Origin of the sequence: Pseudomonas sp. R3-56, assembly GCF_051132075.1 — a bacterium.
Classification (GTDB): Bacteria; Pseudomonadota; Gammaproteobacteria; order Pseudomonadales; family Pseudomonadaceae; genus Aquipseudomonas.
Map to the genome: position 1 here is coordinate 5,110,304 of NZ_CP071657.1, position 23,624 is coordinate 5,133,927.

The window sequence follows — 23,624 nt, forward strand, 5'->3', positions numbered from 1 at the left end:
GCCCCCGACAAAAAGCCGGATCGACCTGTACCGGCGCTGTTACCGACTCAGGCCCCGCCCGGATCCGCCGCTGTACGCTTTGCTCTTGCCACACTGCCTCCTAACACAGAACCGTCCAGCGACGGATCCACAAGAAACAGGAGATTTTATCGATGAGCAATTTTCCAACCAGCAGCTGCACGCCCCTGCGCCGCCTCTTGTTGACGTGTGCCGCGCTCGGCCTGGCCGGCAGCGTTCAAGCGGCCACCCTGGATACCGTCAAAAGCAACAGCAGCATCCGCATCGGCTACGCCAACGAAACGCCGTTTGCGTTCACCGAAACCGACGGCAGCGTGACCGGCGAATCGCCGGAGATCGCCAAGATCATCTTCGCCAGGATGGGCATCAAGCAGGTCAATGGGGTGCTCACCGAATGGGGCTCGCTGATTCCGGGCCTGCGCGCTGGGCGTTTCGACGTGATTGCCGCCGGCATGTACATCACCCCGGCGCGGTGCAAGCAAGTGTTGTTCACCGACCCACAGTACCAGTTGCCCGACGCCCTGCTCGTGGCCAAGGGCAACCCGAAAAAGCTCCACAGCTACGAAGACATCGCCAAGCAACCGGACGTGAAGCTGGCGATCATGGCCGGTACGGTCAACCTCGCTTACGCCCGCGACTCGGGGGTCAAGGACGAACAGATCCTCCAGGTTCCCGACACTACGGCGCAACTGCAAGCGGTGCGCGCCGGTCGCGCCGATGCCGCCGTCGGCACACAACTGACCATGAAAGGCCTGGCCAGCAAGGGCGGCGACAAAGTCGAGGCGATGACCGAGTTCAAGGACGACCCGTCCCACATTGGCTACGGCGCCCTGGCCTTCCGGCCCGAGGACAAGGACCTGCGCGACGCGGTCAACGCCGAGTTGAAGAAGTGGCTGGGCTCGGAGGAACATCTCAAGGCCGTCGCGCCATTCGGTTTCGACAAGTCCAACGTCACCAGCAAGACCGCGGCCGAGCTCTGCGCTCAGCCGTAATCGACACTGGCGTGCCGAAACGGGCATGACGCGTACGCGTGATGCCTGTTCCCAGCTTCATCGGATACGGGTTGAACCATGGGCGAATTACTTCCGTTATTGATTCAAGGGGCCTGGGTCACGCTCCAGGTGACATTCTTTGGCTCGTTGCTGGCGATTGTCGCCGCGGTGCTGGCGGCACTCGGACGGCTCTCGCCGTGGCGCGCGTTGCGCTGGTTTTCCATCACCTACATCGAGGTGTTTCGCGGCACCTCGCTGCTGGTGCAGCTGTTCTGGCTATTCTTCGTGCTGCCACTACCGCCGTTCAACATCGAGCTGAGTCCCTACGCCGTGGCGATTGTCGGCCTGGGGCTGCACATCGGCGCCTACGGGGCCGAGGTGATGCGTGGCGCGATCAGCTCGGTCGCCAAGGGGCAATACGAAGCCTGCACGGCGCTGAACTTCAGCAGCTATACGCGCTTCAAGCGAATCATCCTGCCCCAGGCCTTGCTGGCGGCCATTCCACCGGGCACAAACCTGCTGATCGAGTTGTTGAAGAATACCTCGCTGGTGTCGTTGATCACTTTGTCTGACTTGAGTTTCCGGGCGCGGCAACTGGACCAGGCGACGTTCCAGACCCTGGAAATCTTCAGCCTGGCGCTGGTGATGTATTTCATCTTCGCCCAAGCCATCAACCTGGGCATGCGCCACGTCGAGCGTCGGCTGAGCCGGGGCCGGATGCGCGGAGGTCTGTCATGACGCTCTTCGATTGGTCCTACGCCGCACAAATCCTCCCGGACCTGCTGCGCGCGTCGCTCAACACCGTGGGCATTACCCTGATCGGTTTCCTGATCGCGATCGTGCTGGGGCTGTTCCTGGCGATTGGCCGGCGCAGCCGCAAGTTCTGGCTGTCGTGGCCAGCCACGGCGGTGATCGAGTTCATCCGCAGCACACCGTTGCTGATCCAGGTGTACTTCCTTTACTACGTGCTGCCCAACTACGGCCTGAGCCTGACGGCCATGCAAGTTGGCATCCTCGGCATCGGCCTGCATTACGCCTGCTACATCGCCGAGGTCTACCGCAGTGGCCTCGACGCCGTGCCACGGGCGCAGTGGGAGGCGGTGACCGCGCTGAACATTGCGCCGTACGACGCCTACCGCAACATCATCCTGCCCCAGGCGCTGCGGCCGATCGTGCCGCCGCTGGGCAACTATCTGGTGGCGATGCTCAAGGACACGCCAGTGTTGTCGGCGATCACCGTGGTGGAAATCATGCAACAGGCCAAGAACATCGGCTCCGAGCATTTCCGCTACCTGGAACCGATCACCCTGGTCGGCCTGTTCTTCCTCGCCCTGAGCCTTGCCCTGGCTTGGCTGGTACGGCGCCTTGAAATGCGCATGGAGCTACGCTAATGACTTTACCCCTGTCCACGCCCACCGATTTGTCCCGGCGCAGCACGCTGGCATCGCAGCAGGAGGCCCCGGCCATGCAGATTCCGACACCGTCCCGGCCGATTGTGAGTTTCCAGGACGTGACCAAAAGCTATGGCAGCTTCACTGTGCTCGATCATTTGAACCTGGATGTCGCGCCCGGTGAAAAGGTCGCGATCATCGGCCCCAGCGGCTCGGGCAAATCGACGCTGCTGCGGGTGCTGATGACGCTCGAAGGCATCGATCAGGGCCAGATCCGCATCGAGGACGATTCCCTGACCCACATGCCCAACCGCAGCGGCGTGCTGGTTCCGGCCAATGACCGGCACATCCGCCGGGTGCGTGGCAAGATCGGCATGGTGTTCCAGAGCTTCAACCTGTTTCCCCACATGACCGCGCTGCAAAATGTGATCGAAGCGCCAGTGCAGGTGCTGGGCATGAACCCCAAGGAAGCCCGCGAGCGCGCCGCCGACCTGCTGGAGCTGGTGGGCCTGGGCAACAAGCTCGACCATTACCCGTCGCAGTTGTCCGGCGGCCAGCAGCAGCGGGTGGCGATTGCCCGGGCACTGGCGATGCGCCCCAAGGTGATGCTGTTCGATGAAGTGACCTCGGCGCTTGATCCGGAATTGTGCGGCGAGGTGCTGAGCGTGATCCGCAAGCTGGGCGCCGAGCACAACCTGACGATGTTGATGGTCACCCACCAGATGGGCTTTGCCCGGGAATTCGCCGACCGGGTGTGCTTTTTCTACAAGGGGCAGATTCACGAACAAGGCACCCCCGCGCAGATTTTCGAGCACCCGCAGCAGGAGCGGACGTGCGCATTCTTGAGTGCGGTGAAAGAGGCTAACTAAACCTACCCATTAGAGTGAACTCTGTTGTGGCGAGGGGATTTATCCCCGCTGGGCTGCGCAGCAGCCCCCCAATCAAGCAACTCGGAGTGTCAGGCTGAGTGGGTTGACTGTTTTGGGGCTGCTTCGCAACCCATCGGGGATAAATCCCCTCGCCACAAAGGGTCAAACGACAGCCGTAAAAAAGGGGGCCATGTTTCCATGGCCCCCTTTCAGTTAACGCCCAGCGGTTATGGATATTGCTGGTAAGTCTGCCCCTGCTGCTGCGGCGCCTGGTACTGCTGGCCAGGAATGGCCTTGAGGTTGACCTCGACGCGACGGTTTTGCGCACGGCCGTTGACGTCGGCGTTGCTTGCCACCGGGTTGTCCGGGCCGGCGCCACGGGCCGAAAGGTTGGCGCCGCTGACACCTTGGGACGTCAGGTAGGTCGCCACGCTCTGCGCGCGACGCTGGGACAGGTCCATGTTGTGCTGGCGGCTGCCGGTGCTGTCGGTATAGCCGACAATCTCGATCTGGTTCTGGTTGAATTCCTTGAGGGAGTTGGCCAGATTGTTCAGCGGCTGGTAGAAGCTCGATGCGATGTTCGCCGAGTCGGTGGCGAAGGTGATGTTGCCCGGCATGATCAGCTTGATCTGGTCGCCCTGGCGCTGCACTTCAACGCCGGTATTGGCCATGCTGGCGCGCAGTTTCTTTTCCTGCTGGTCCGCGTAGTAGCCGTAGCCGGCCGCGGAAGCCCCCACCACCGCCGCGCCGATCAACGCGCCCTTGCCCCGGTTGTCGTGACCGATGGCCGCACCGGCCAATGCCCCGGCCAGTGCACCGAGGCCGCCATACTTGGCGGTTTTGCTCATGCCCGAAGATTCGGTAGAGGCCTGGCCCTGGTTGTCATAGGGGTTGGGCGACGCACAGCCGGACAACAGGGCCACGGCAGTAGCGACAACGATCAAGCGACGCGAGGTGAACATGAAGATGCTCCTGGGTTTTCAGTCTGAGTGCCAAAGTGCAGGCAATCGACTCTGGCTGGCGTTGGAACGCGACAATCGTCAAAAATTCCGTCCCGTCGCGCTACGCTTCGCCCGGACCGACCACAATGAGGCATCGGCCCGGACGAGGTAGCCTCACGCCTGCGCCAGGCAGCGGCTCACCCCTCTGACGATCATCTCGACTTCCCGCCCGTCAATCGTCAACGGCGGCAACAGGCGAATGGTCTTGCCCCGGGTGACGTTGATCAGCAAACCATGATCCCGGGCGGCACAGAGGGTCAGGTCGCGCACCGGTTGCTTGAGTTCGATGCCGATCATCAAGCCTTGGCCACGAATCTGAAGCACGTTCGGGTTGTCCGCCAACTCAGCCCGCAACCGGCTGAGCAATTGCTCGCCCTGACGTCTGGCGTTCTCCAGCAGGCCTTGCTCCTCGATGATGTCCAGCACGGTGCAGCCGACCCGACAAGCCAGAGGATTGCCGCCGAACGTACTGCCGTGGCTGCCGGGGGTGAACAGTCCGGCGGCCTTGCCGCGCGCCAGGCAGGCACCGATGGGCACGCCGTTACCGAGGCCTTTGGCGAGGGTCATCACGTCCGGGACGATGCCCTCGTGCTGGAACGCGAACCACTGCCCGGTGCGGCCGATGCCGGTCTGGATCTCGTCGAGCATCAATAACCAGGCGCGCCGGCTGCACAAATCCCGCAGAGCGTTCAGGTAACCCGGTGGCGCGAGTTGTACGCCACTTTCGCCTTGGATTGGCTCTACCAGGATCGCAACGATGCGCTCGCCGTGGTCTTGCTGGACTTTTTCCAATGCGCCGAGATCGCCGAACGGCACCTTGATGAAGTCCCCTGGCAATCGATTGAAGCCGAGCCGCACCGAGGGCCCGTCGCTGGCGGACATCGTGCCCAGGGTACGCCCGTGGAAAGCATTGTCCATCACCACGACCAAGGGCTGTTCGACGCCTTTGTGCCAGCCATGCAGGCGGGCCAGCTTCAATGCGGTTTCATTCGCCTCGGCGCCGGAGTTGTTGAAAAACGCCCGTTCCATCCCCGAGAGCTGGGTGAGTCTGTGGGCCAACCGCTGCTGCCAGTCGATGCTGTACAGGTTGGACGTGTGCAGCAGCAGGCCGGCCTGTTCACTGATGGCTTTCACCAACCGCGGATGGGAATGGCCCACGTTGGTCACTGCTACGCCCGCCACCGCATCAAGGTATTCGCGACCATCCTGATCCCACAGGCGCGTACCCAAGCCATGGGTGAAGTTCAGCGCCAAGGGTTGGTAAGTGCTCATCAGGCAGGCGGCAGTCATGACATCTAGCTCCATCGGGTGGTTTTTTCCAGTATGGTTAGCCACTCTCGCTGGATAAACCTCACTTTACTTCATTCATTTAAGAGCAGAACTTGATAATGGACCTGTTCCAGGCAATGACCGTTTACGTGAAAGTGGTGGAAACCGGCAGCCTGACCGCAGCGGCCCAGGCGTGCGAAATGTCCACGACCATGGTCGGCAATCACCTCCGGGCGCTGGAACAACGCCTGGGTGTGCGCCTGATCAACCGTACGACGCGTCGTCAGCGCTTGACCGAATTCGGCTCGGCCTACTATCAACGCTGCCTGGAAGTGATCGGGCTGGTTGCCGATTCCGAACGCCTGGCCGAGCAGACCCAAGGCGATCCTAGCGGCACCTTGCGCATCACCGCGCCGCTGACCTTCGGCGCTGAGCGCCTCGCCCCGGCACTGGCCGAATACAGCCAGCGTTATCCGCAGGTCAAGCTCGACGTTGTATTGACCAACCAGCGTCTCGACCTGCTCGACCACGGCTTTGACGTCGCCATTCGCCTGGGCCCTGTCGATCCCAAGCTGATCGCCCGGCCCTTGGTGGACTACACCCTGACCGTCTGCGCCTCCAAGACTTACCTGGCACGGCGAGGCACCCCACAGAAACCCGAAGACCTGCAACAGCATGACTGCCTGTCGTTTGCCTATTCCGCCGGAGACGAATGGCGTTTCGCCCAGGAGCACTGGCCCATCAACGGGCCGGACGGGGAAATCAAAGTGCCGGTGCGCGGGCCGATGCTGATCAACAGCTCGTCGGGCCTGCACCGCGCCGCCCTGGCCGGCATGGGCGTGGTGATGCTGCCCGATGCATTGGTGGAGCAGGACCTGAAGAGCGGAGACTTGGTGGCCCTGTTGCAAGGCTATCAATTGCCCCATCGCCCAATGAGCCTGCTCTACGCCCAGGATCGCTACCGTTTGCCGAAATTGCGCAGTTTTGTCGAGTTTGCGTTGGAACGGTGGGGCAAGTGTAGGTGAACCGCGACTCTAGAGTAGCCCAAAAAGGCTACTATTGCAGAAGTAGCTTTTTAAGGCTACGTTTCGACATCCAATGATCGAGCAACTTCAATGAAGCCAGAAGCGGTATTGACCGGTGATCTGATTCACTCGCAAAGCGCGGAGAATACGTTCGCGTATATCGCCCGCTTGGAAAAAACATTGGAGCAACTGGAAAAACGCTACAAAGCGAAAGCGGACGTCTTTCGAGGTGATGGTTTTCAACTTTTGCTGGACCGACCCGAACAGGCTTTCCATTGCGCCATCGCCTTGCGAGCCGCCTTGGTCGAGGCCAGCCCCGAAGGAGAACGTTGGGATGCACGCATCGCCGTAGGCATAGGCTCTGCACGTAAATCGCAGACCTATCGGGAAGCCTTCATTTTGTCCGGCCAAGGGCTCGACAGCATGAAAAAAAGCACGCTCGCGGTGTTCAGCACCCATCAGGAGTTTCAGGAGCGTGCGGGACTGGTGACAGAGTTCGTGGCCGCTGTACTGGAGGGCTGGACAGCTGTTGAAGCCCAGACCTACGCACTGCATTTGATTGAACAAACCGACCAACAAACTATCGCCCACATGCTGGGTAAATCCCGGGTCACTGTAAACAAAGCGCTGCAACGCGCCCAGGCACGCCTACTGGATAAATACCTGGCAAGCACAAACCGGTGGATCAAGGAGCTGACCAGTGATTGAAGCGTCAACGTTACTCGTTATTTTATTACTGGCACACGTGCTTCTGGACTTCTGGGTATCTAGCTATTGGACTATTGAAACCTCTGCCAGCCGCAAGCGAAAGGTCGTCTTCCACTTGGTGACCTTCGGCGTTTATTTCGTAGTTTTTTCGCTGCTGATGATCTTGTCGCGTGAAAACGGCGCTTTCGCTTGGAAGGCCGGGCTCACGGTGGCAACCGCCAAGCTGTTAACCCTGATCCAAACTCCAACCTCATTCAAATCGCCGATATGGGCTTTACTGGCCAGACAAACTGTTCTGATTGCCTGCCTGGTCACGATCTGGCTGCTTTCCGAAAGCAATGCCGCGCATATTCAAGGCTATCTGGCAGAACTGATTACCACGGCGAATATCACGATTGGCCTAGCTTATGTATTGATGCTACGTCCTGCTTCAGCATTGATCGGCACAATACTCAACCCGTGGATCAAAGAGATCGACACTGTCGGCTCACTGACCAACGCTGGAACATTGATCGGGTATCTGGAGCGGATACTTATTTTGACATTTGTTTTACTGGAACAATGGGAGGCCGTCGGCTTCCTCTTGACAGCGAAAAGCATCCTTCGCTTCAACGAAATCCAGAACGCCAAGGTACGCTCCATCAGTGAGTACGTGCTGCTGGGAACGCTGCTGAGCTTCACTTTGAGCATTGGAACGGGGCTGCTCGTTGCGTACATCACGAAATAGAAACGCATCTTTCTTCAGTAGCCTTAAAAAGGCACTTTCCGCTTTGTAGCCTAAATAGGCTACTTCTACGCCGTTATGTGCCACTAGTGACCCTAGAGTCCATCGGCTACTCTTCAACCCTGGAAAGCATTTTGATATCAGGGCTGATTGAGGGAACGATATGGACGACGCCTCGAAGATCGATTTGCTGCGGTTCGATTTGTCCGATCTGGACGAAAACGTGCTGCACACCATCATGGAACTGGTCAGCGATGGCATCTGGGACTGGAACGCCAACACCGGCTTCGTCTATCGAAATCCCGGCTGGTACACGATGCTCGGCTACACGCCTCACTCCCTGAGCAATACCGTGCTGACCTGGGAGAGTGTGATCCACCCGGAAGATTATCCCCACGTTATGGCGTTATTCGACGATTACCTCGAACAACGCGCCCCTAAGTACCAGGCCGAATACCGCTGCCGCGCCTATGACGGATCCTATATCTGGATCGAAGACCGCGGCTACGTGATCGCCCGCAACCCCGATGGCAGCGTCGCCCGCATGATCGGTGCCCATCGCAGCATTGATGACAAGAAGCGTCTGTTCGAACAACTTGAACGGCGCAACAAGTCCCTCGAAGCCATCATCGAAGAACGCACCCGCGAACTGTCCCGGGTCAACGAGCAGTTGCAAATCCAGCTCGAGGAAAACCGCAGGCTCGCCGAAACCGACGCCCTCACGCTGGTCGCCAACCGCTATCGCCTGGAGCAGGCGCTGCCATTGGCCTGTGAACGTGCGCAGCGCTTTCGCGAGCCGTTGTCGCTGATTGCCATGGACGTCGACGACTTCAAGGACATCAACGATCGCTACGGCCATGCCTTCGGCGATGCAGCGCTGGTGCAAGTGGTACAGGCGGTCAAGCGCTGCGAGCGCGACGGCGACCTGCTGGTGCGCTGGGGCGGCGATGAATTCATCATGATCTTGCCCAACACATCCAAGGCCGACGCAGTCCTGTTGGCCGAAACCATTCGCCGAGGCTTGTCCGACCTGCTGCCGGTGGGCGATTTCCAGATCACCATGAGTTTTGGCGTGGTGCAACGCCGCGAAGACGAACCGCAAGCGGCGCTACTGGATCGGGCTGACCAGGCACTGTATCGCTCCAAGATGGCCGGCAAGAATGTGATTTGTGATTGAACGGGCAGTGCCCGATTGGATCCTCAGGGCGCTACGGTGGTCATAGGCTGTAACTCTTGCAATCAGGTCCTCGCCATTGCCGACTCGACCCCTCTCCTCTTCGCCCGTGTTGGTGGGCTGCGCGGGCTGGTCATTGCCAAGAGAGCAATGGCCCGCTTTTCCCCTTGAAGGCACCCATTTGCAGCGCTACAGCGCCCGCTTCCCGGCGGTGGAAATCAACAGTTCGTTCTACCGCCCGCACCGTCCCGCCACCTATGCAAAATGGGCCGACAGTGTGCCGGCGGGCTTTCGCTTCTCAGTCAAGATGCCCAAGCAGATCACCCATGAGCGGCGCTTGCATGATTGCGAGGGGCTGGTGGATGAGTTCCTCGGGCAATGCTCGCAATTGAGGGAGAAACTTGGTTGCCTGTTGATCCAGTTGCCGCCGTCGCTGGCCTTCGATAACACCCAGGCCGAGGGCTTTTTCAAAGCCTTGCGTGACCGTTATCAGGGCCACGCGGTACTCGAACCCCGGCACCCGAGCTGGCTCGCGCCACAGGCCATGGCACTGCTTGAGGGAGAGCGCATCGCTCGCGTCGCCGCCGACCCGTCGCCTGTGCCGGGCGGCGATCAACCGGCGGGCTGGGCGGGCGTGCGTTATTACCGGCTGCATGGCTCGCCGCGCATTTATTACTCCGCCTACGAAGACGCCTGGCTGCAGCGACTGACAGTCCTACTGAAGGCTGCCCCGGACACGCCGACCTGGTGCATCTTCGACAACACCGCCAGCGGCGCCGCGACGCCCGATGCGTTGCGATTGCTGGAGCTGCTGGGCGATTGAAATAGTCACCGGTGGCCGGTCCGACCGTGACAACACCGCCCGGGTCCAATAGATTAGGCGACCGAAAAAAGCCCCGTGCGTTTTCTCGCCATATCCCGCTAACAGAAGTAGTGAAATTTCAATGTCCGATTCCAATACCGCTGAATCTGTAGTCTCCCTGTCGTCCAAAGCGGAATACGAAAACTCCATCAATCTTTCACAGCATCTGCCCCAGGCCAAAAGCATCAGCGAAATGGTCCTCGATGCCTTCCAGTCGAACCGCGAAAGCGACCAGATCCGCGAACTGCGCACCGCCATTCGCCAGGCTCACGATGCGTTCGACGACGACAAGGCCTACGCACTGATGGGCCAGCTCAAGCAACTCAAGGACGCCGAAGCCGCCGATTTCGCCGCGCTGGAAGACCTCAGCAGCCGCTTCCCGATCAGCCGTATCCTTTCCAGCTACAAGGATGACCCGGCCTTCCAGGAACTGGTCTACGGCCTGGCCCTGAAGGTGCTGAACCAGACCCATCAGGCCATCAGCAACCCGAGCGGCGGCAAGGGCAAGGCCGCGCGCGCCAAGAAGGAAGCCGAGGTGTTTGTCATCAGCAAGGACGGCATCAGCGTCACCCTGCCCTTGCGCACACCACGCTCCAAGCCGAACGTCGACCGCGAGGCCTTCGAATTCCTCGGCTTCAACTTCATCGGCGAAGGCGACGAAGCAGAGCTGGAAAGCGAAACCTTCCTGGACAACGACGGCACCGAACAGCCGGTCACCCGCAAAAGCATCGTCACCGCCTTGCAGCAGCAAAAAGCCTTCGACGGCTACAGCATCGCCCAGCAATAACCCCCGACTCCGGGCCCTTGTGGGAGCGAGCCTGCTCGCGAATGCGCCGTGTCAGTCAGCCTCAGCTCAACTGACCCACCGCTTCGCGAGCAGGCTCGCTCCCACAGGAAGGTCAACAACGCCCTGAATATTACCTATGAAAAAGCCCCGCACTTCTCTCGAAGGCGGGGCTTTTTCATAGCTATCAGCTTTTCAAACAGCGCCAAGCCGTTCGACCATGTCCGGAAACTTCTCGACCAGCTTGATCAACAAAGCCGCCTGGGCATTAGGCTTGGATTTTTCCTGCTCCCAGTTCCGGAGAGTGCCAGGGCTAGTCCTGATGCTCTTGGCAAAAACAGCTTGAGACATATGGAGCCGGTCGCGCAAAGCTACTATTTCCTGGGCTGACACCTCGGGAACTGGTTTGTCTTCAACCGTTATCTGGCGAAGGGTAATCTTGCCCTCGCGGTGAGCGGCCATCTCTTCGACGCCTTGCATCATCTCGGCAAACAGATCGCGCTTTTTCATAAGGCACCTCGTACTTTCAACTCTGCTTCTATGGCGCGTTTGAGCGTCTTCTCTTGCTCGGAGGTGAGGTTTTCCAACTCGTCCTTGTCATAAATTGCGAACATCCAGAACTGACAGTCGTGCATAAGCCAATAGTAAATGACTCGCAACCCACCTCGCTTCCCTTTGCCACGACGCCCATCGAACCAACGCAGCTTACGGAAGCCGCCGGTTCGTGGCATGACGTCACCGACCTCCGGATGCAGCAACATAAAGGACTGAAGGACGCGATACTCATCGTCGGTCAGGTAATGGCCGACCGTGGCGGTAAATGAAGTCGTTTCAAAAAATAGGGTTCGCATGGCAAAACTATAGGCAATTTGCGCATAGTTCAACAACCGATAATCTATTGCGACGAATGACAACATGCTTCGATGCCGCGCAGCGACAAAAAAGCCCCGCGCTTCTCTCGAAGGCGGGGCTTTTTGTGCAGCGTCTGAAGCTTAAGGTGCGTACGTCAGCAGCAGCTCACTCGGCACTTTGAAGTCCAGGGACATCATGACGCTCAGGGCGGTGATGGTGAAGATCGAGAATACGAACAGCTTGCGTGCCCAGACCGTATCATCCACTGCCTTGTAACCGGTCCAGGCCATGTACAGCCAGTACATGCCCATGGCGGCGGCGACGGCGAGGTAGCTCATGCCGGCGTAACCGCTGAACGTCAACATCAAGGTCGCCACGAGGAAGGCCAGGATGTAGAGCAGGATGTGCTTCTTGGCCACCTGGATGCCCCGCTTGACCGGCAGCACCGGAATCGAGGCCGCCAGGTAGTCGTTGAAGCGGAAGATCGCGATGGCATAGGAATGCGGCATCTGCCACAGGCTGAACATCACCAGCAGCGTCAGCGCAGCCATGTCGAAGCTGTTGCTGACCGCGACATAACCGATCACCGGCGGCATGGCCCCCGACAGGCTGCCCACCAGCGTGCCGTGGACCGACTTGCGCTTGAGGTACAGGCTGTAGAGACCGACGTAGATGACAAAACCGATCACCGCGAACAACGCCGCCAACGGATTGGCCACCCAATACAGCAGCGCCACGCCGGCCACGCCCAGCACCGTGGCGAATGCCAGGGCCAGTTGCACTGGAATCAGGCCTTGGACCAGCGCCCGGTTCTTGGTGCGTTCCATCTTGATGTCGATGTCGCGGTCGATGCAGTTGTTGAACACGCAACCGGACGCCACCACCAGGGAAGTGCCGATCATCGCTGCCAGGAAGATGGCCAGATCGACATGCCCTTTCGAGGCCAGGAAAAACCCGCCTGCCACAGAAAGCACGTTACCGAAAATGATCCCCGGCTTGGTGATTTGGATAAAGTGCTTCAGTGACATCCGGACTTTCCTCAGTGCGCCATCATGTTGGAGTGGATGCTGAACATGATCCACAACGACAAGCCGACCAGCAGTACGATCACCAGCGCAGCGAAGACAAACGCAATCACGTTGTTACGCTGGGCGGCCGAGCGGTCCAGGTGCAGGAAGTACACCAGGTGGACCAATACTTGGACCACGGCGAAGATCAGAATGATCCAGAGCGTCAGGCTCTTCGGCAGCGTTGGATACATCACCAGGCCGAACGGAATGACGGTCAGGATCACCGACAGGATGAAACCGATGGCGTAGGACTTGACGCTGCCGTGGCCGGCGTCATGGCCATCATGGGAATGTGCGTTAGCCATTTACAGGGTCCCCATCAGATAAACAACGGTGAATACGCAGATCCACACCACGTCCAGGAAGTGCCAGAACAGGCTCAGGCAGCTCAGGCGCGTCTTGTTGGTGGCGGTCAGGCCGTTTTTCTGGACCTGGTACATCATGATCGCCATCCAGATCAGACCGCTGGTCACGTGCAGACCGTGGGTGCCGACCAGGGTGAAGAACCCGGACAGGAAGCCGCTGCGGCTAGGGCCGTAGCCTTCGGCGATCAGGATGTGGAACTCGTTGATCTCCATGGCGATAAAGCCGGCGCCCAGCAGGAAGGTCATTGCCAACCAGCCCAGTACCTGGGTTTTCTTACCCTTGAACAACGCCAGCATGGCGAAGCCGTAGGTGATCGAACTGAACAGCAGCAGCGCGGTTTCGCCCAGTACATAAGGCAGTTCGAAGATGTCGTGGCCCGACGGGCCACCGGCGACGTTGTTAACCAGCACCGCGTATACCGCGAAGATCGACGCAAACAGAATGCAGTCGGTCATCAGGTAGAGCCAGAAACCGAATACGGTCATCTCGCCCGAGTCGTGGTGATGGTCATCGTGCCCATGGTCATGACCATGGGCGTGTCCAACATTGGTCACTAAGTTCGACATGGTTTAAGCCTGTTCCAACGAGGTTTCAACACGGGTGGCGGAGGCTGGGACTTTCCCGGCCGCGACCAGGCGCTTGTGCTGCTCGGCTTCGATGCGCTCGATGACATCCACCGGCACCATGTAGCCCTGATCATCACGGGCGGCATGGATGGCGAAATACACCACGGTGCCGACCAGGCTGGCGATGGCCAGCCACCAGATGTGCCAGATCATCGCGAAACCGAACACGGTCAACAGAGCCCCCATGACCACACCGGTAGCGGTGTTGTTGGGCATGTGGATCGGCGCGTACCTGGCCGGAGTCTGGTACGCAGTACCGTTTTCCTTGGCTTCGGTGAACGGGTCGATGGTTTCCGCTTTCGGCAGCACGGCAAAGTTGTAGAACGGTGGTGGCGAAGAAGTCGACCATTCCAGGGTATGGGCATTCCACGGGTCACCGTGTTCGCACATGTTTTCCGGCTTCTTGCGGTCACGCACACTGACGTACAGCTGGATCAGCTGGCAGGCGATACCGACAGCGATCATCACCGCACCGAACATGGCGACATACAGGTACGGCACCCACTCAGGGTTGGTGGTGGCGTTCAGGCGACGGGTCATGCCCATGAAGCCCAGTGCATAGAGCGGCATGAACGCGACGAAGAAGCCCGAGATCCAGAACCAGAACGCTGCCTTGCCCCAACCTTCGTGCAGCTTGAAGCCGAACGCTTTCGGGAAGTAGAACGCAAAGCCCGCGATGTAGCCGAACACGGCGCCGCCGATGATCACGTTATGGAAGTGCGCGATCACGAACAGGCTGTTGTGCAGCACGAAGTCCGCACCCGGGATGGCCAGCAGTACGCCGGTCATGCCGCCGATGGCGAAGGTCACCATGAAGCCCAGGGTCCACAGCACATGGCTGGTGAAACGCAGGCGGCCCTGGTAGATGGTGAACAGCCAGTTGAACAGCTTCACACCCGTCGGAATCGAGATCAGCATCGTCGCCAGGCCGAAGAAGGCGTTGACGCTGGCACCCGAACCCATGGTGAAGAAGTGGTGCAGCCAGACCATGAAGCCCAGTACCGAGATCGCGCCGGAAGCGTAGATCATCGAGTGGTGGCCAAACAGTTTCTTGCCGGAGAAGGTCGAGATGACTTCGGAGAAAATACCGAACGCCGGCAGGATAAGGATGTACACCTCAGGGTGACCCCAGGCCCAGAACAGGTTGACGTACATCATCGGATTTCCACCCAGTTCATTGGTGAAAATGTGGAAATCCATGTAGCGGTCAAGCGTCAGCAGAGCGAGTGTAGCGGTCAGGATCGGGAACGAAGCGACGATCAGCACGTTGGCCCAGGTGCAGGTCCAGGTGAAGATCGGCATGTCCATCAGCTTCATGCCAGGGGTACGCATTTTCAGCACGGTGGCCAGGAAGTTGACCCCCGTCAGCGTTGTCCCGAGCCCGGATAGCTGTAGCGCCCAGATGTAGTAATCCACCCCGACGCCCGGACTGTATTGCAGCCCCGACAGCGGCGGATAGGCAACCCAACCGGTCTTGGCGAATTCGCCGACACCCAGGGAAAGGTTGATCAGCACGACGCCGGACACCAGCAGCCAGAAGCTGAGGGAGTTCAGGAATGGATAGGCAACGTCACGCGCGCCGATCTGCAGCGGCACTGCAAGGTTCATCAGGCCGGTGAAGAATGGCATCGCCATGAAGATGATCATGATCACACCGTGGGCGGTGAAGATCTGGTCATAGTGTTCAGGCGGCAGGTAGCCGGGCGAACCCTCGGTGGCCATGGCCAACTGGGTACGCATCATGATCGCGTCGGCAAAACCGCGCAGCAGCATGACCATGGCGACGATGATGTACATCACGCCGATCTTCTTGTGGTCGACCGAGGTCAACCATTCAGTCCACAGATAAGTCCACTTCTTGAAATAAGTGATACCCGCGAACAACGCCAGACCACCGAGCGCGATGATGGCGAGGGTCACCATGACAATCGGCTCGTGGAACGGGATCGCTTCCCAACTTAATTTACCAAACATCGTTTACTCCTCTGCCCCGGCAGCTGAATGCGAGCTCATGTCCATCCCTTCCATGTTGTGGGCCACTTCCTTGTCTTTCTTCTCGTGATGCATCGGCTTGCCCGGATTCATCCCTTCATACTTATCGATGATGGTCTGGAACAGGTTCGGCGTGACCGACGAGTAGAGTTCGACAGGGTTGTTCTGGCTCGGCTTGGAAAGGGCTTCGTATTCAGCTTTTTCAAGCTGTTTAGGTGCCTTCTTCACTTCGTTTACCCAGGCGTCGAACTCTTCCTGGGTGGTGGCGGTCGCTTTGAACTTCATGCCGGTGAAACCCGCGCCGCTGTAGTTGGCGGAGATACCTTCAAGTTCGGTGTTCTGGTTGGCGATCAGGTGCAGCTTGGTCTGCATGCCGGCCATCGCGTAGATCTGGCCGCCCAGGCCCGGGATGAAGAACGAGTTCATCACGGTGTCGGAGGTGACCTTGAAGTTGATCGGCGTGTGGGCCGGGAACACGATCTTGTTGACCGTGGCGATGCCTTGTTCCGGATAGATGAACAGCCACTTCCAGTCCATCGAGACCACTTCGATGGTGATCGGCTTGACGTCGGAATCCAGCGGACGGTACGGGTCCAGGGCGTGGGTCGACTTGTAGGTGATGTAACCCAGGGCAATGATGATCAGTACCGGAATGGTCCACACCGCGATTTCGATCTTGGTCGAGTGGGACCATTTCGGCGTGTAGGTGGCACTGGTGTTGGACGCGCGATATTTCCAGGCGAACAGGAACGTCATGACGATAACCGGCACGACGACCAGCAACATCAGCAGCGTGGCGGTGATGATCAGGTTTCGTTCATCCAGGCCGACCTGGCCCTTGGGATCGAGCAGGGTCATGTTGCAGCCTCCCAGCAGCAACGTGCCGAGCAGCGGCAACAAGCCTAGTAATCGGGGGTACCTGTTTTTACTCATCTCACGACCTCTAAAGCAGCTTGCGCAATGCAGTTGGGTTTTGATCGCCAACACTTCACCCTGCCAAGGGTTGGCATTTTCTTGGATTGAATAAGGGCTGCCCGTCGAACGTCAGACGCTGTTCGACACATCCTGGGCCAGCAGTGAGTTCTTATTCGTTGGTCAAAGGCCTGTTCAAGCCCAATTCCGTTTGGTGCGGGTAGTTGGAGGCACCGACACCTGGGGTCGCATGGGGCGCTGGCGCCCTTCGACCACTCTCGTGCTCAAGCCTGAGCCGGGTCGGAAAATCGGTGCGGGCGATTGTAGTGAGCTGCGGCGTTCGAGACCATGTCTTAACCCGAAATAATTTTTCTCCGATCCGGCAATAATCTGCCGCCGATATTGCAACGGGCCAGCATGTTATCGAAATTAATTCTCAACAAGAACCCCAAAAAACGTAAGGCTACTACGCCCGATTTAGACAGCTCGGGCAATTTACGGCGAGCTTTGACCCGCTTTAGGCGCCCATTTTCCGGGGCCTTGAAGGCAACCCGCTGCGCTGTTAAAAATGCCTGCTGCAGAGCGACTCCCAATTGAAAGCGAAGGGTAATCAGGCGTTTTTTTTGTTGCAGAATGAGGCGACAATTCGGCCCCGGGACGGCTGCGAGACAGCAGATATGTGACAACATGTCGCACACTGTCGCAGGGTGTTCCTGCCGCTGATCAAGACGGTGCCTCATCGACCCTGAAACGTAAAACGCCCCGGTTCCGAAGAAGGACCGGGGCGTTTTTTTCCAAGCTGCCTTAGCGAAGCGCCTTGCGATTGCGCGACACCAGCAATGGCACCAGCACGACGGTCAGGACAAACGCCACCAGTGCCCATTGCGCCAGTGACAGGCCGAGGATCGGCGGGTACGGGGTGGAACAGAAACCATCAACCTGGAAGCCCAGCGGGAAGATCTTCGCCAGCGGCAGGCTATCGACAATTGGCTGCAACACATCCACGCCGCAACTGACTGCGGGGAAAAACTGGGTGTACACATGGTGCCCGGCCACACCCGCTCCTGCCAGCGCGCAAAGCACGACAAGGCCTTCGAACACCGTCAGGCTGCGACGCGTGCGCATGGCCGCACCGATGAACGCGAAAACGGCAATCAGCAACAATGCATAACGTTGCAGGATGCACAGCGGGCAAGGCGCTTCACCAAGCACTACCTGCATATATAAAGCACCGCCGATCAACCCCAGGCAGATCAACCCCAGCAGCACCAGATAGCGCCGCTCACGGCCCAGCCGCAGCATTTCCTCACTCATTGCGTTTCCCTTTGATAGGCATGGATCGACGCGCGGCCTTGCGGCACTCGGCGCGCTTTTCGGATGGCCGAAGTCTACACGCAGATCGTGAACGAGCGCAGTCGGCAATGTGGAGGGAATAGACAGGAAGGAGGTTAAGCGGGGATTAATTTCAGGACAGCGCCGGTCATGCCGCCGCTTTCGCGAGCAGGCTCCCACAGATCATGGGTCATGCATGGACGTTCCGGATGACGCAGATCCACTGTGGGAGCGAGCTTGCTCGCGAAGAGGCCAGCACATTCAGCATCCTCGCGCCTGAAACGCCGCCATCGCGAGCAAGCTCGCCCCCACAGGTTATTCCAAGGCAGCCGCCGGCCCGAAGAATTCATAGCGGCTTTGTCCCGGCGGAACGCCCAAGGCCGTGAGATGACGCTTGATGGCCGCCATGAAGCCCTTCGGCCCGAGGAAGTAAGCATCCAGGTCGCGTTGCTTGGGCAACCACTGCGCCAGTTGTTCCTCGCTCAACAGCCCTACCTTGTCAGCCGCAGGCCCCGTGCCGTCGTGCTCGTCATAGCAGTAGAAGCGCTTGAGTTGCGGGTGCCGCCTGGCCAGCTCGTCGATCCACTCGCGAAAGGCATGGACCTGCCCATTGCGCGCGCAGTGAATGAAATGCACGGGGCGCTCGGTTTGCAGCGCCGCCTGCAACATCGCCAAGGTCGGAGTGATGCCGACGCCGCCACTGATCAGCACCAACGGCTTGTCGCTGGCGGTGAGATAGAAATCTCCCGACGGCGGAAACAGCTGGATGCTATTGCCGACCTGGAAATGGTCGTGCAGGTAATTGGACACCCGTCCGCCCGCCTCGCGCTTGACGCTGATGCGGTACTGGCCATTGTTCGCCAAGGCCGACAATGAATAGTTGCGGCGCACTTCTTCACCGTCCAGCACCAGCTTCATACCGATGTACTGGCCGGGCTCGGCTTGCAGGATAGGCCCCTTGTCCGCCGGTTCGAAGTAGAACGAAGTGATTTCCGCGCTTTCCTGCACCTTGGCCGTCAGGATGAACTCACGTTCACCGCGCCAGCCGCCGGGTGCCGCGGCTTTGCGGTCATACAAGCTGGTTTCGGCGCCGATCAGGATATCGGCCAACTGGTTATAGGCAGCGCCCCACGCCGAAATCACTTCAGGTGTAGCGATCTCTTCGCCCAGTACCTCGGCGATTGCCCGCAGCAAGCAGGAGCCGACGATCGGGTAATGCTGTGGCTGGATCTGCAAGGCCACGTGCTTGTTGACGATCTTCGCCACCAGGTCGCCCAACTGGTCGAGCTGATCGATGTGCCGCGCATACATCAGTACACCGTTGGCCAGCGCACGCGGCTGATCGCCGCTGGCCTGGTGAGCCTGGTTGAACAGCGGGCGCACTTGCGGGTATTCCGACAGCATCATGCGGTAGAAGTGAGTGATCAGCGCTTCCCCACCGCTTTCAAGCAAGGGGACAGTGGAACGGATGATGGCGCGTTGTTCTCGACTCAGCATGGGTGACTCCTCGCGTGGTACAGTTACCTATGCCTATCAGTTTTCATGCCACAAATTTTTACCTTGTATTTCAGTCAGTTGAAGACGATGTAGTCATATCGACAAGACAGCGTTTATAGTCCATATGACTAGATGGAGTCATTATGACCGCAACTTCCTTGCTGACCTCGCTATTGCCGCTGGTGGCCGACCTGTCCCGCGAACTGCCTGAAGGCGAGCGCTATCGGCGCCTGCTCGGAGCCCTGCGCAGCCTGTTGCCTTGCGACGCCGCTGCACTGTTGCGCCTGGACGGCGACTGCCTCGTCCCGCTGGCCGTGGATGGCTTGAGCACCGACACCCTGGGCCGGCGATTCCGGGTCAGTGAGCATCCGCGTTTCGAAGCTTTGCTGGCCAATCCGCAGCCCACTCGCTTCGCCACCGACAGTGACCTGCCCGATCCGTACGACGGATTGGTGGAAGGGCTGGATGAACATCTGGAGGTTCACGATTGCATGGGTTGCCCGCTGTTTGTCGATGAGCAGCCCTGGGGCTTGCTGACCCTGGACTCGCTGGACCCGGAACGCTTCGAACCTATTGACCTGAGCGCCCTGCAAGCCTTCGCCAGCCTCGCCGCCGCCACCGTCAGCGCCGCCGAACGCATCGAGCGCCTGGCGTTGAGGGCCGAGGACGAGCATCGCCGCGCCGAGGTTTACCGTCAGGCCAGCGGCCAGCAGCAGCGCGACATGGTCGGCCAGAGCAAGCCCCATAAACGCCTGGTGGAAGAGATCAAGCTGGTCGGGGGCAGTGACCTGACGGTACTGATCACTGGCGAAACCGGCGTCGGCAAGGAATTGGTCGCCCAGGCCATTCACGCCGCCTCCCACCGTGCCGACCAGCCGCTGATCAGCCTCAATTGCGCGGCGCTGCCTGACACGCTGGTGGAAAGTGAACTCTTCGGCCATGTTCGAGGCGCGTTCACCGGTGCCACCCATGACCGGCGCGGCAAATTCGAGCTGGCGGATGGCGGCACGCTGTTCCTCGACGAGGTGGGCGAACTGTCCCTGACCGTCCAGGCCAAATTGCTTCGCGTATTGCAAAGCGGCCAGCTGCAACGCCTGGGCTCGGACAAGGAGCACCGCGTCGATGTGCGCCTGATTGCGGCGACCAACCGCGACCTCGCCGAGGAAGTGCGCAATGGCCGTTATCGGGCCGACTTCTACCACCGGTTGAGTGTCTACCCGCTGCAAGTGCCTGCGCTGCGTGATCGCGGGCGCGATGTGCTGCTGCTCGCCGGCTTCTTCCTGGAACAGAACCGCTCGCGCATGGGCCTTGGCAGCCTGCGCCTGACCAGCGACGCCCAGGCTGCGTTGCTGGCCTACGATTGGCCGGGCAACGTGCGCGAACTGGAACACCTGATCGGTCGCAGCGCGTTGAAGGCATTGGGCAAGCATCCGGTTCGGCCGAAGATTCTCAGCTTGAGCGCCGATGATCTGGATCTGCCTCACGAACTCCCGGAAAATGCTCCGAACAACAGCCTCGCGCCAGCCTCCACGGTGAAGGTTTCCGGTGACTTGCGCCAGGCCACGGAAAATTATCAACGGCAAATGATCAGCGCCTGCCTGGAACGCCATCAGCACAACTGGGCCAGCGCTGCCCGGGAACTGGGCCTGGATCGGGCCAACCTCGGGCGGATGGCCAGGCGGCTGGGCCTCAAATAGTTTGCCGAGGAGATTCTGTGGCGAGGGAGCTTGCTCCCGCTGGGTTGCGAAGCAGCCCTCACCTGCAGCGCGGTTTCGAATTTTGCGACCGCTGCGCGGCCGAGCGGGAGCAAGCTCCCTCGCCACAAAAGCAGCGTTATGTGGACAGTGCTGCAGCGATCCTTGCCATTGACAGTTTTTCGCCCTAAAGCCTGCCCCCGACAAGTCGATAACCCGTTATCAAAAGCTGTCTTGGCGATCTTCATGCTCGCCCCACCTTTTTCCACAGAAGGTTTTTATGTCTTCCAACAAAGCCCGCGCAGATTCCCTTTCGCTTCTGCTGTTTACCTTGCGCAGCGGCAAGCTGATGGCAATCAACCTGCTCAAGGTCAGCGAAATCATTCCCTGCCCGCCGCTGACCAAACTGCCGGAGTCGCACCCACACGTAAAAGGCATCGCCACGTTGCGCGGAACGTCGTTGTCGGTGATCGACCTCAGCCGCGCCATTGGCGAGCGGCCGCTGGAAGACCCGGACGGCGGGTGCCTGATCGTCACCGACGTCAGCCGCTCCAAGCAGGGCCTGCACGTGCAGGCGGTGAGCAAGATCGTGCATTGCCTGACTACCGACATCAAGCCGCCGCCCTACGGCTCTGGCGGTGTGCGTGCGTTCATCACTGGCGTGACCTCGGTGGACGGCACGCTAGTGCAGGTGCTGGACATCGAAAAAGTCATCCATGGCATCGCCCCGGCGCAGATCGAGACGGCGCCCACCGAACTGAGCATGGAAGACGCCGAAGTCCTCGGCAACGCCCGAATCCTGGTGGTCGATGACAGCCAGGTGGCGCTCCAGCAATCGGTGCATACCCTGCGCAACCTGGGCCTGCAATGCCACACTGCCCGCAGCGCCAAGGAAGCCATCGACTGCCTGCTTGAGCTGCAAGGCACGGCGCAGGAGATCAACCTGATCGTTTCCGACATCGAAATGTCCGAGATGGACGGTTACGCCCTCACCCGGACCCTGCGCGAAACACCCGACTTCGCTCACCTCTACGTGTTGTTGCACACCTCGCTCGACAGCGCGATGAACAGTGAGAAAGCGCGGCTGGCGGGCGCCAACGGGGTGCTGACCAAGTTCTCCTCGCCGGAACTGACCAAATGCCTGATCACGGCGGCCAAGGCCGTCGCCGAACAAGGTCGCTGAACCCGTCCGCATTCCGATGGTGCGCCGAGTGCACGAGGCTGCGAGTTCGCGGCCTCGATACCGTCCCAACCTCAGGCATACTCTTGCGCTGGCCTCCCAGAACAAGGATCTTGCCGATGAAAGTACCCTGCCTGATTTTCTTCGCCCTCAGCGCCCTGGCTGCACAGGCCCATGCCTCCAGCTCCGATGCCTGGGCTGCCTATGACAAGAAGGTCCTCGCCAGTTGCATCAAGGCCAGTGGTTTGAAAAATGCCGAACCGGTCGGCAGCCCCGCGCAATTCGACGACCGGGTGGGCTACACGGCGCTGTTGCTGCAAGGCCAATACCCGCAAAAGCACATGAACGGCGCGACCGGCACCGAGCTGTGCCTCTACCGCAAGAAAACCAAGAGCGCGTTCGTGACCGAATGGGACTCGATCCGCCCGACCGAAACCTCCCGATGAATGGCGCATAAATTGCTTCGCATGGCTTATCCCGGCGTTTTTCTGTCGCCGCTTTAGCCAATTGCCTTCGGTCAATCAATGAACACAACGTTTTCCTGCGTAGGGTGCGGTAAATGCTGCACGGGCCATCACGTTCCCCTGACGCTCGATGAAGCCAGGATGTGGGCGAATGATGGCGGCCAGGTGATTGTCCTGGTCGAGGCCTTCCTGCCCAATGGCCTCGGCCTGCCGGTGGCGCAACGCGAGCACGCCGAACGGCGCTCGGCAGTAGTGCGCAGTGGCGCCAGCGAGGCCCGCGTGGCGATCACCTTCGCCGCCTATAATCCCGGTCCTTGCCATAATCTGGACGCCGACAACCTGTGCCGCATCTATGAGCGTCGCCCCCTGGTGTGCCGCATCTATCCCATGGAAATCAACCCGCATATTCCTCTCGATACCGCCGCCAAGGATTGCCCGCCGGAGTCGTGGGAAACGGGGCCGCAACTGATCGTCGGCGGTCAATTGGTGGATCAGGAACTGGCCCGATTGATCGAGCGCTCCCGCCAGGCCGACCGTGAAGAGATCGCCATCAAGGAACGCATCTGCGTGTCCCTGGGCATCCACACCACCGCGCTGAAGGGCGACGGATTTACCGCGTACCTGCCGAACATGGCGGCGTTTGCCGCCGCCATTGATCAGGCTCGCGCGCAGCCGATGGGCCAAGAGGCAGGTGAATGGCAGTTCCACTTGTCCGGTGATGACATTGCTCGCCAAGTCACCGACAGCGGCGCAAGTGTTGTCACCGAGGAGCCGGTCAACTACGCGTTTATTTCGCTGCGGGCCGCCTGACTGTGTAGAAAG

The 23,624-nt window shown here is 59.7% G+C and carries 26 protein-coding genes; 14 read left to right on the top strand and 12 right to left on the bottom strand.

Translation table 11 applies throughout. The annotated features are described in order from the left end of the window. The first annotated feature begins 152 nt into the window (after positions 1-152). From ehuB to ehuA, 4 genes are all read left to right on the top strand, one after another. Positions 153-1,010, top strand: a complete 858-nt coding sequence (gene ehuB, locus J3P96_RS23250; RefSeq protein ID WP_305496678.1) for an ectoine/hydroxyectoine ABC transporter substrate-binding protein EhuB — start codon at positions 153-155, stop codon at positions 1,008-1,010. A gap of 78 nt (positions 1,011-1,088) precedes the next feature. Next, positions 1,089-1,748, top strand: a complete 660-nt coding sequence (ehuC, locus tag J3P96_RS23255) for an ectoine/hydroxyectoine ABC transporter permease subunit EhuC (protein ID WP_434653626.1) — start codon at positions 1,089-1,091, stop codon at positions 1,746-1,748. Continuing rightward, positions 1,745-2,401 (top strand): ectoine/hydroxyectoine ABC transporter permease subunit EhuD, encoded by a 657-nt coding sequence (gene ehuD, locus J3P96_RS23260; RefSeq protein ID WP_434653627.1) that lies wholly within the window; start codon positions 1,745-1,747, stop codon positions 2,399-2,401. Before ehuC ends, ehuD begins: the two co-directional genes overlap by 4 nt. Continuing rightward, positions 2,401-3,270 carry an ectoine/hydroxyectoine ABC transporter ATP-binding protein EhuA gene (gene ehuA / locus J3P96_RS23265; protein WP_434653628.1) on the top strand — a complete coding sequence of 290 codons (870 nt, stop codon included), beginning with the start codon at positions 2,401-2,403 and terminating at the stop codon, positions 3,268-3,270. The genes ehuD and ehuA overlap by 1 nt, the downstream gene beginning before the upstream one ends. Positions 3,271-3,497: 227 nt before the next feature. Here ehuA and J3P96_RS23270 read toward each other — a convergent pair whose 3' ends face one another. Both J3P96_RS23270 and J3P96_RS23275 read right to left on the bottom strand, forming a co-directional pair. Then, a complete protein-coding gene (locus J3P96_RS23270) occupies positions 3,498-4,232 on the bottom strand; it encodes an OmpA family lipoprotein (protein WP_018604257.1) in 735 nt (244 codons plus the stop codon). A 153-nt stretch (positions 4,233-4,385) separates the two neighbouring features. Next, a complete protein-coding gene (locus tag J3P96_RS23275; protein WP_434653629.1) occupies positions 4,386-5,561 on the bottom strand; it encodes an aspartate aminotransferase family protein in 1,176 nt (391 codons plus the stop codon). 98 nt (positions 5,562-5,659) lie between these two features. Between J3P96_RS23275 and J3P96_RS23280 the strand changes: the two genes are divergently transcribed. From J3P96_RS23280 to J3P96_RS23305, 6 genes are all read left to right on the top strand, one after another. Next, complete coding sequence (locus tag J3P96_RS23280) at positions 5,660-6,565, top strand: LysR family transcriptional regulator (RefSeq protein ID WP_434653630.1); 906 nt, start codon at positions 5,660-5,662, stop codon at positions 6,563-6,565. 90 nt (positions 6,566-6,655) lie between these two features. Next, complete coding sequence (locus tag J3P96_RS23285) at positions 6,656-7,273, top strand: hypothetical protein (RefSeq protein WP_434653631.1); 618 nt, start codon at positions 6,656-6,658, stop codon at positions 7,271-7,273. Next, on the top strand, positions 7,266-8,000 hold the full coding sequence (locus J3P96_RS23290) for a hypothetical protein (protein ID WP_434653632.1): 735 nt from the start codon (positions 7,266-7,268) through the stop codon (positions 7,998-8,000). The genes J3P96_RS23285 and J3P96_RS23290 overlap by 8 nt, the downstream gene beginning before the upstream one ends. A 160-nt stretch (positions 8,001-8,160) precedes the next feature. Then, on the top strand, positions 8,161-9,174 hold the full coding sequence (locus tag J3P96_RS23295; protein ID WP_434653633.1) for a sensor domain-containing diguanylate cyclase: 1,014 nt from the start codon (positions 8,161-8,163) through the stop codon (positions 9,172-9,174). Positions 9,175-9,250: 76 nt separating this feature from the next. Further along, a complete protein-coding gene (locus tag J3P96_RS23300; protein WP_434653634.1) occupies positions 9,251-9,994 on the top strand; it encodes a DUF72 domain-containing protein in 744 nt (247 codons plus the stop codon). A 121-nt stretch (positions 9,995-10,115) separates the two neighbouring features. Beyond that, on the top strand, positions 10,116-10,820 hold the full coding sequence (locus tag J3P96_RS23305) for a hypothetical protein (RefSeq protein ID WP_434626004.1): 705 nt from the start codon (positions 10,116-10,118) through the stop codon (positions 10,818-10,820). Between the two features lie 192 nt (positions 10,821-11,012). Here the strand turns inward: J3P96_RS23305 and J3P96_RS23310 are convergent, their stop codons facing one another. The 10 genes from J3P96_RS23310 to hmpA form a co-directional block, all read right to left on the bottom strand. Beyond that, positions 11,013-11,327: a helix-turn-helix domain-containing protein gene (locus J3P96_RS23310; RefSeq protein WP_305496690.1), complete on the bottom strand. Its 315-nt coding sequence runs from the start codon at positions 11,325-11,327 to the stop codon at positions 11,013-11,015. Beyond that, positions 11,324-11,668 (bottom strand): toxin, encoded by a 345-nt coding sequence (locus tag J3P96_RS23315; RefSeq protein ID WP_434658309.1) that lies wholly within the window; start codon positions 11,666-11,668, stop codon positions 11,324-11,326. Before J3P96_RS23315 ends, J3P96_RS23310 begins: the two co-directional genes overlap by 4 nt. A gap of 141 nt (positions 11,669-11,809) precedes the next feature. Beyond that, positions 11,810-12,697 (bottom strand): heme o synthase, encoded by an 888-nt coding sequence (gene cyoE, locus J3P96_RS23320; RefSeq protein WP_039591595.1) that lies wholly within the window; start codon positions 12,695-12,697, stop codon positions 11,810-11,812. Positions 12,698-12,708: 11 nt separating this feature from the next. Further along, positions 12,709-13,044, bottom strand: coding sequence for a cytochrome o ubiquinol oxidase subunit IV (gene cyoD, locus J3P96_RS23325; protein WP_249876093.1), 336 nt, complete (start codon positions 13,042-13,044; stop codon positions 12,709-12,711). Then, positions 13,045-13,671: a cytochrome o ubiquinol oxidase subunit III gene (locus J3P96_RS23330; RefSeq protein ID WP_053125033.1), complete on the bottom strand. Its 627-nt coding sequence runs from the start codon at positions 13,669-13,671 to the stop codon at positions 13,045-13,047. A gap of 3 nt (positions 13,672-13,674) precedes the next feature. Beyond that, on the bottom strand, positions 13,675-15,705 hold the full coding sequence (gene cyoB / locus J3P96_RS23335; protein WP_434626009.1) for a cytochrome o ubiquinol oxidase subunit I: 2,031 nt from the start codon (positions 15,703-15,705) through the stop codon (positions 13,675-13,677). A gap of 3 nt (positions 15,706-15,708) precedes the next feature. After that, complete coding sequence (gene cyoA / locus J3P96_RS23340; RefSeq protein WP_305496696.1) at positions 15,709-16,656, bottom strand: ubiquinol oxidase subunit II; 948 nt, start codon at positions 16,654-16,656, stop codon at positions 15,709-15,711. Between the two features lie 332 nt (positions 16,657-16,988). Beyond that, positions 16,989-17,324: a hypothetical protein gene (locus J3P96_RS23345; RefSeq protein WP_434653635.1), complete on the bottom strand. Its 336-nt coding sequence runs from the start codon at positions 17,322-17,324 to the stop codon at positions 16,989-16,991. 115 nt (positions 17,325-17,439) lie between these two features. Beyond that, the gene (locus J3P96_RS23350; protein WP_434653636.1) at positions 17,440-17,949 is read right to left on the bottom strand and encodes a disulfide bond formation protein B; all 510 of its coding nucleotides are present in this window, start codon (positions 17,947-17,949) and stop codon (positions 17,440-17,442) included. A 333-nt stretch (positions 17,950-18,282) separates the two neighbouring features. Beyond that, complete coding sequence (gene hmpA / locus J3P96_RS23355; RefSeq protein WP_434653637.1) at positions 18,283-19,464, bottom strand: NO-inducible flavohemoprotein; 1,182 nt, start codon at positions 19,462-19,464, stop codon at positions 18,283-18,285. 143 nt (positions 19,465-19,607) lie between these two features. Here hmpA and norR point away from each other — a divergent pair, with 143 nt between their 5' ends. The 4 genes from norR (at position 19,608) to J3P96_RS23375 (ending at position 23,612) form a co-directional block, all read left to right on the top strand. Next, positions 19,608-21,161 (top strand): nitric oxide reductase transcriptional regulator NorR, encoded by a 1,554-nt coding sequence (norR, locus tag J3P96_RS23360; protein ID WP_434653638.1) that lies wholly within the window; start codon positions 19,608-19,610, stop codon positions 21,159-21,161. A gap of 277 nt (positions 21,162-21,438) precedes the next feature. After that, the gene (locus J3P96_RS23365; protein ID WP_030139917.1) at positions 21,439-22,341 is read left to right on the top strand and encodes a chemotaxis protein CheV; all 903 of its coding nucleotides are present in this window, start codon (positions 21,439-21,441) and stop codon (positions 22,339-22,341) included. A gap of 116 nt (positions 22,342-22,457) precedes the next feature. Next, a complete protein-coding gene (locus tag J3P96_RS23370) occupies positions 22,458-22,784 on the top strand; it encodes a hypothetical protein (RefSeq protein ID WP_434653639.1) in 327 nt (108 codons plus the stop codon). A gap of 78 nt (positions 22,785-22,862) precedes the next feature. Then, complete coding sequence (locus J3P96_RS23375) at positions 22,863-23,612, top strand: YkgJ family cysteine cluster protein (RefSeq protein WP_434626017.1); 750 nt, start codon at positions 22,863-22,865, stop codon at positions 23,610-23,612. Positions 23,613-23,624: the final 12 nt, after the last annotated feature.

Coding starts and splice junctions, on each gene's coding strand:
- J3P96_RS23375 (WP_434626017.1), top strand. CDS start 22,863: ATGAACACAACGTTTTCCTGCGTAGGGTGCGGTAAATGCTGCACGGGC.
- ehuD (WP_434653627.1), top strand. CDS start 1,745: ATGACGCTCTTCGATTGGTCCTACGCCGCACAAATCCTCCCGGACCTG.
- J3P96_RS23285 (WP_434653631.1), top strand. CDS start 6,656: ATGAAGCCAGAAGCGGTATTGACCGGTGATCTGATTCACTCGCAAAGC.
- ehuC (WP_434653626.1), top strand. CDS start 1,089: ATGGGCGAATTACTTCCGTTATTGATTCAAGGGGCCTGGGTCACGCTC.
- J3P96_RS23275 (WP_434653629.1), bottom strand. CDS start 5,561: ATGACTGCCGCCTGCCTGATGAGCACTTACCAACCCTTGGCGCTGAAC.
- ehuB (WP_305496678.1), top strand. CDS start 153: ATGAGCAATTTTCCAACCAGCAGCTGCACGCCCCTGCGCCGCCTCTTG.
- J3P96_RS23315 (WP_434658309.1), bottom strand. CDS start 11,668: ATGCGAACCCTATTTTTTGAAACGACTTCATTTACCGCCACGGTCGGC.
- J3P96_RS23270 (WP_018604257.1), bottom strand. CDS start 4,232: ATGTTCACCTCGCGTCGCTTGATCGTTGTCGCTACTGCCGTGGCCCTG.
- J3P96_RS23295 (WP_434653633.1), top strand. CDS start 8,161: ATGGACGACGCCTCGAAGATCGATTTGCTGCGGTTCGATTTGTCCGAT.
- cyoB (WP_434626009.1), bottom strand. CDS start 15,705: ATGTTTGGTAAATTAAGTTGGGAAGCGATCCCGTTCCACGAGCCGATT.
- J3P96_RS23305 (WP_434626004.1), top strand. CDS start 10,116: ATGTCCGATTCCAATACCGCTGAATCTGTAGTCTCCCTGTCGTCCAAA.
- J3P96_RS23330 (WP_053125033.1), bottom strand. CDS start 13,671: ATGTCGAACTTAGTGACCAATGTTGGACACGCCCATGGTCATGACCAT.
- ehuA (WP_434653628.1), top strand. CDS start 2,401: ATGACTTTACCCCTGTCCACGCCCACCGATTTGTCCCGGCGCAGCACG.
- hmpA (WP_434653637.1), bottom strand. CDS start 19,464: ATGCTGAGTCGAGAACAACGCGCCATCATCCGTTCCACTGTCCCCTTG.
- norR (WP_434653638.1), top strand. CDS start 19,608: ATGACCGCAACTTCCTTGCTGACCTCGCTATTGCCGCTGGTGGCCGAC.
- J3P96_RS23345 (WP_434653635.1), bottom strand. CDS start 17,324: ATGTTGTCACATATCTGCTGTCTCGCAGCCGTCCCGGGGCCGAATTGT.
- J3P96_RS23370 (WP_434653639.1), top strand. CDS start 22,458: ATGAAAGTACCCTGCCTGATTTTCTTCGCCCTCAGCGCCCTGGCTGCA.
- J3P96_RS23280 (WP_434653630.1), top strand. CDS start 5,660: ATGGACCTGTTCCAGGCAATGACCGTTTACGTGAAAGTGGTGGAAACC.
- J3P96_RS23310 (WP_305496690.1), bottom strand. CDS start 11,327: ATGAAAAAGCGCGATCTGTTTGCCGAGATGATGCAAGGCGTCGAAGAG.
- J3P96_RS23350 (WP_434653636.1), bottom strand. CDS start 17,949: ATGAGTGAGGAAATGCTGCGGCTGGGCCGTGAGCGGCGCTATCTGGTG.
- cyoD (WP_249876093.1), bottom strand. CDS start 13,044: ATGGCTAACGCACATTCCCATGATGGCCATGACGCCGGCCACGGCAGC.
- J3P96_RS23365 (WP_030139917.1), top strand. CDS start 21,439: ATGTCTTCCAACAAAGCCCGCGCAGATTCCCTTTCGCTTCTGCTGTTT.
- cyoA (WP_305496696.1), bottom strand. CDS start 16,656: ATGAGTAAAAACAGGTACCCCCGATTACTAGGCTTGTTGCCGCTGCTC.
- cyoE (WP_039591595.1), bottom strand. CDS start 12,697: ATGTCACTGAAGCACTTTATCCAAATCACCAAGCCGGGGATCATTTTC.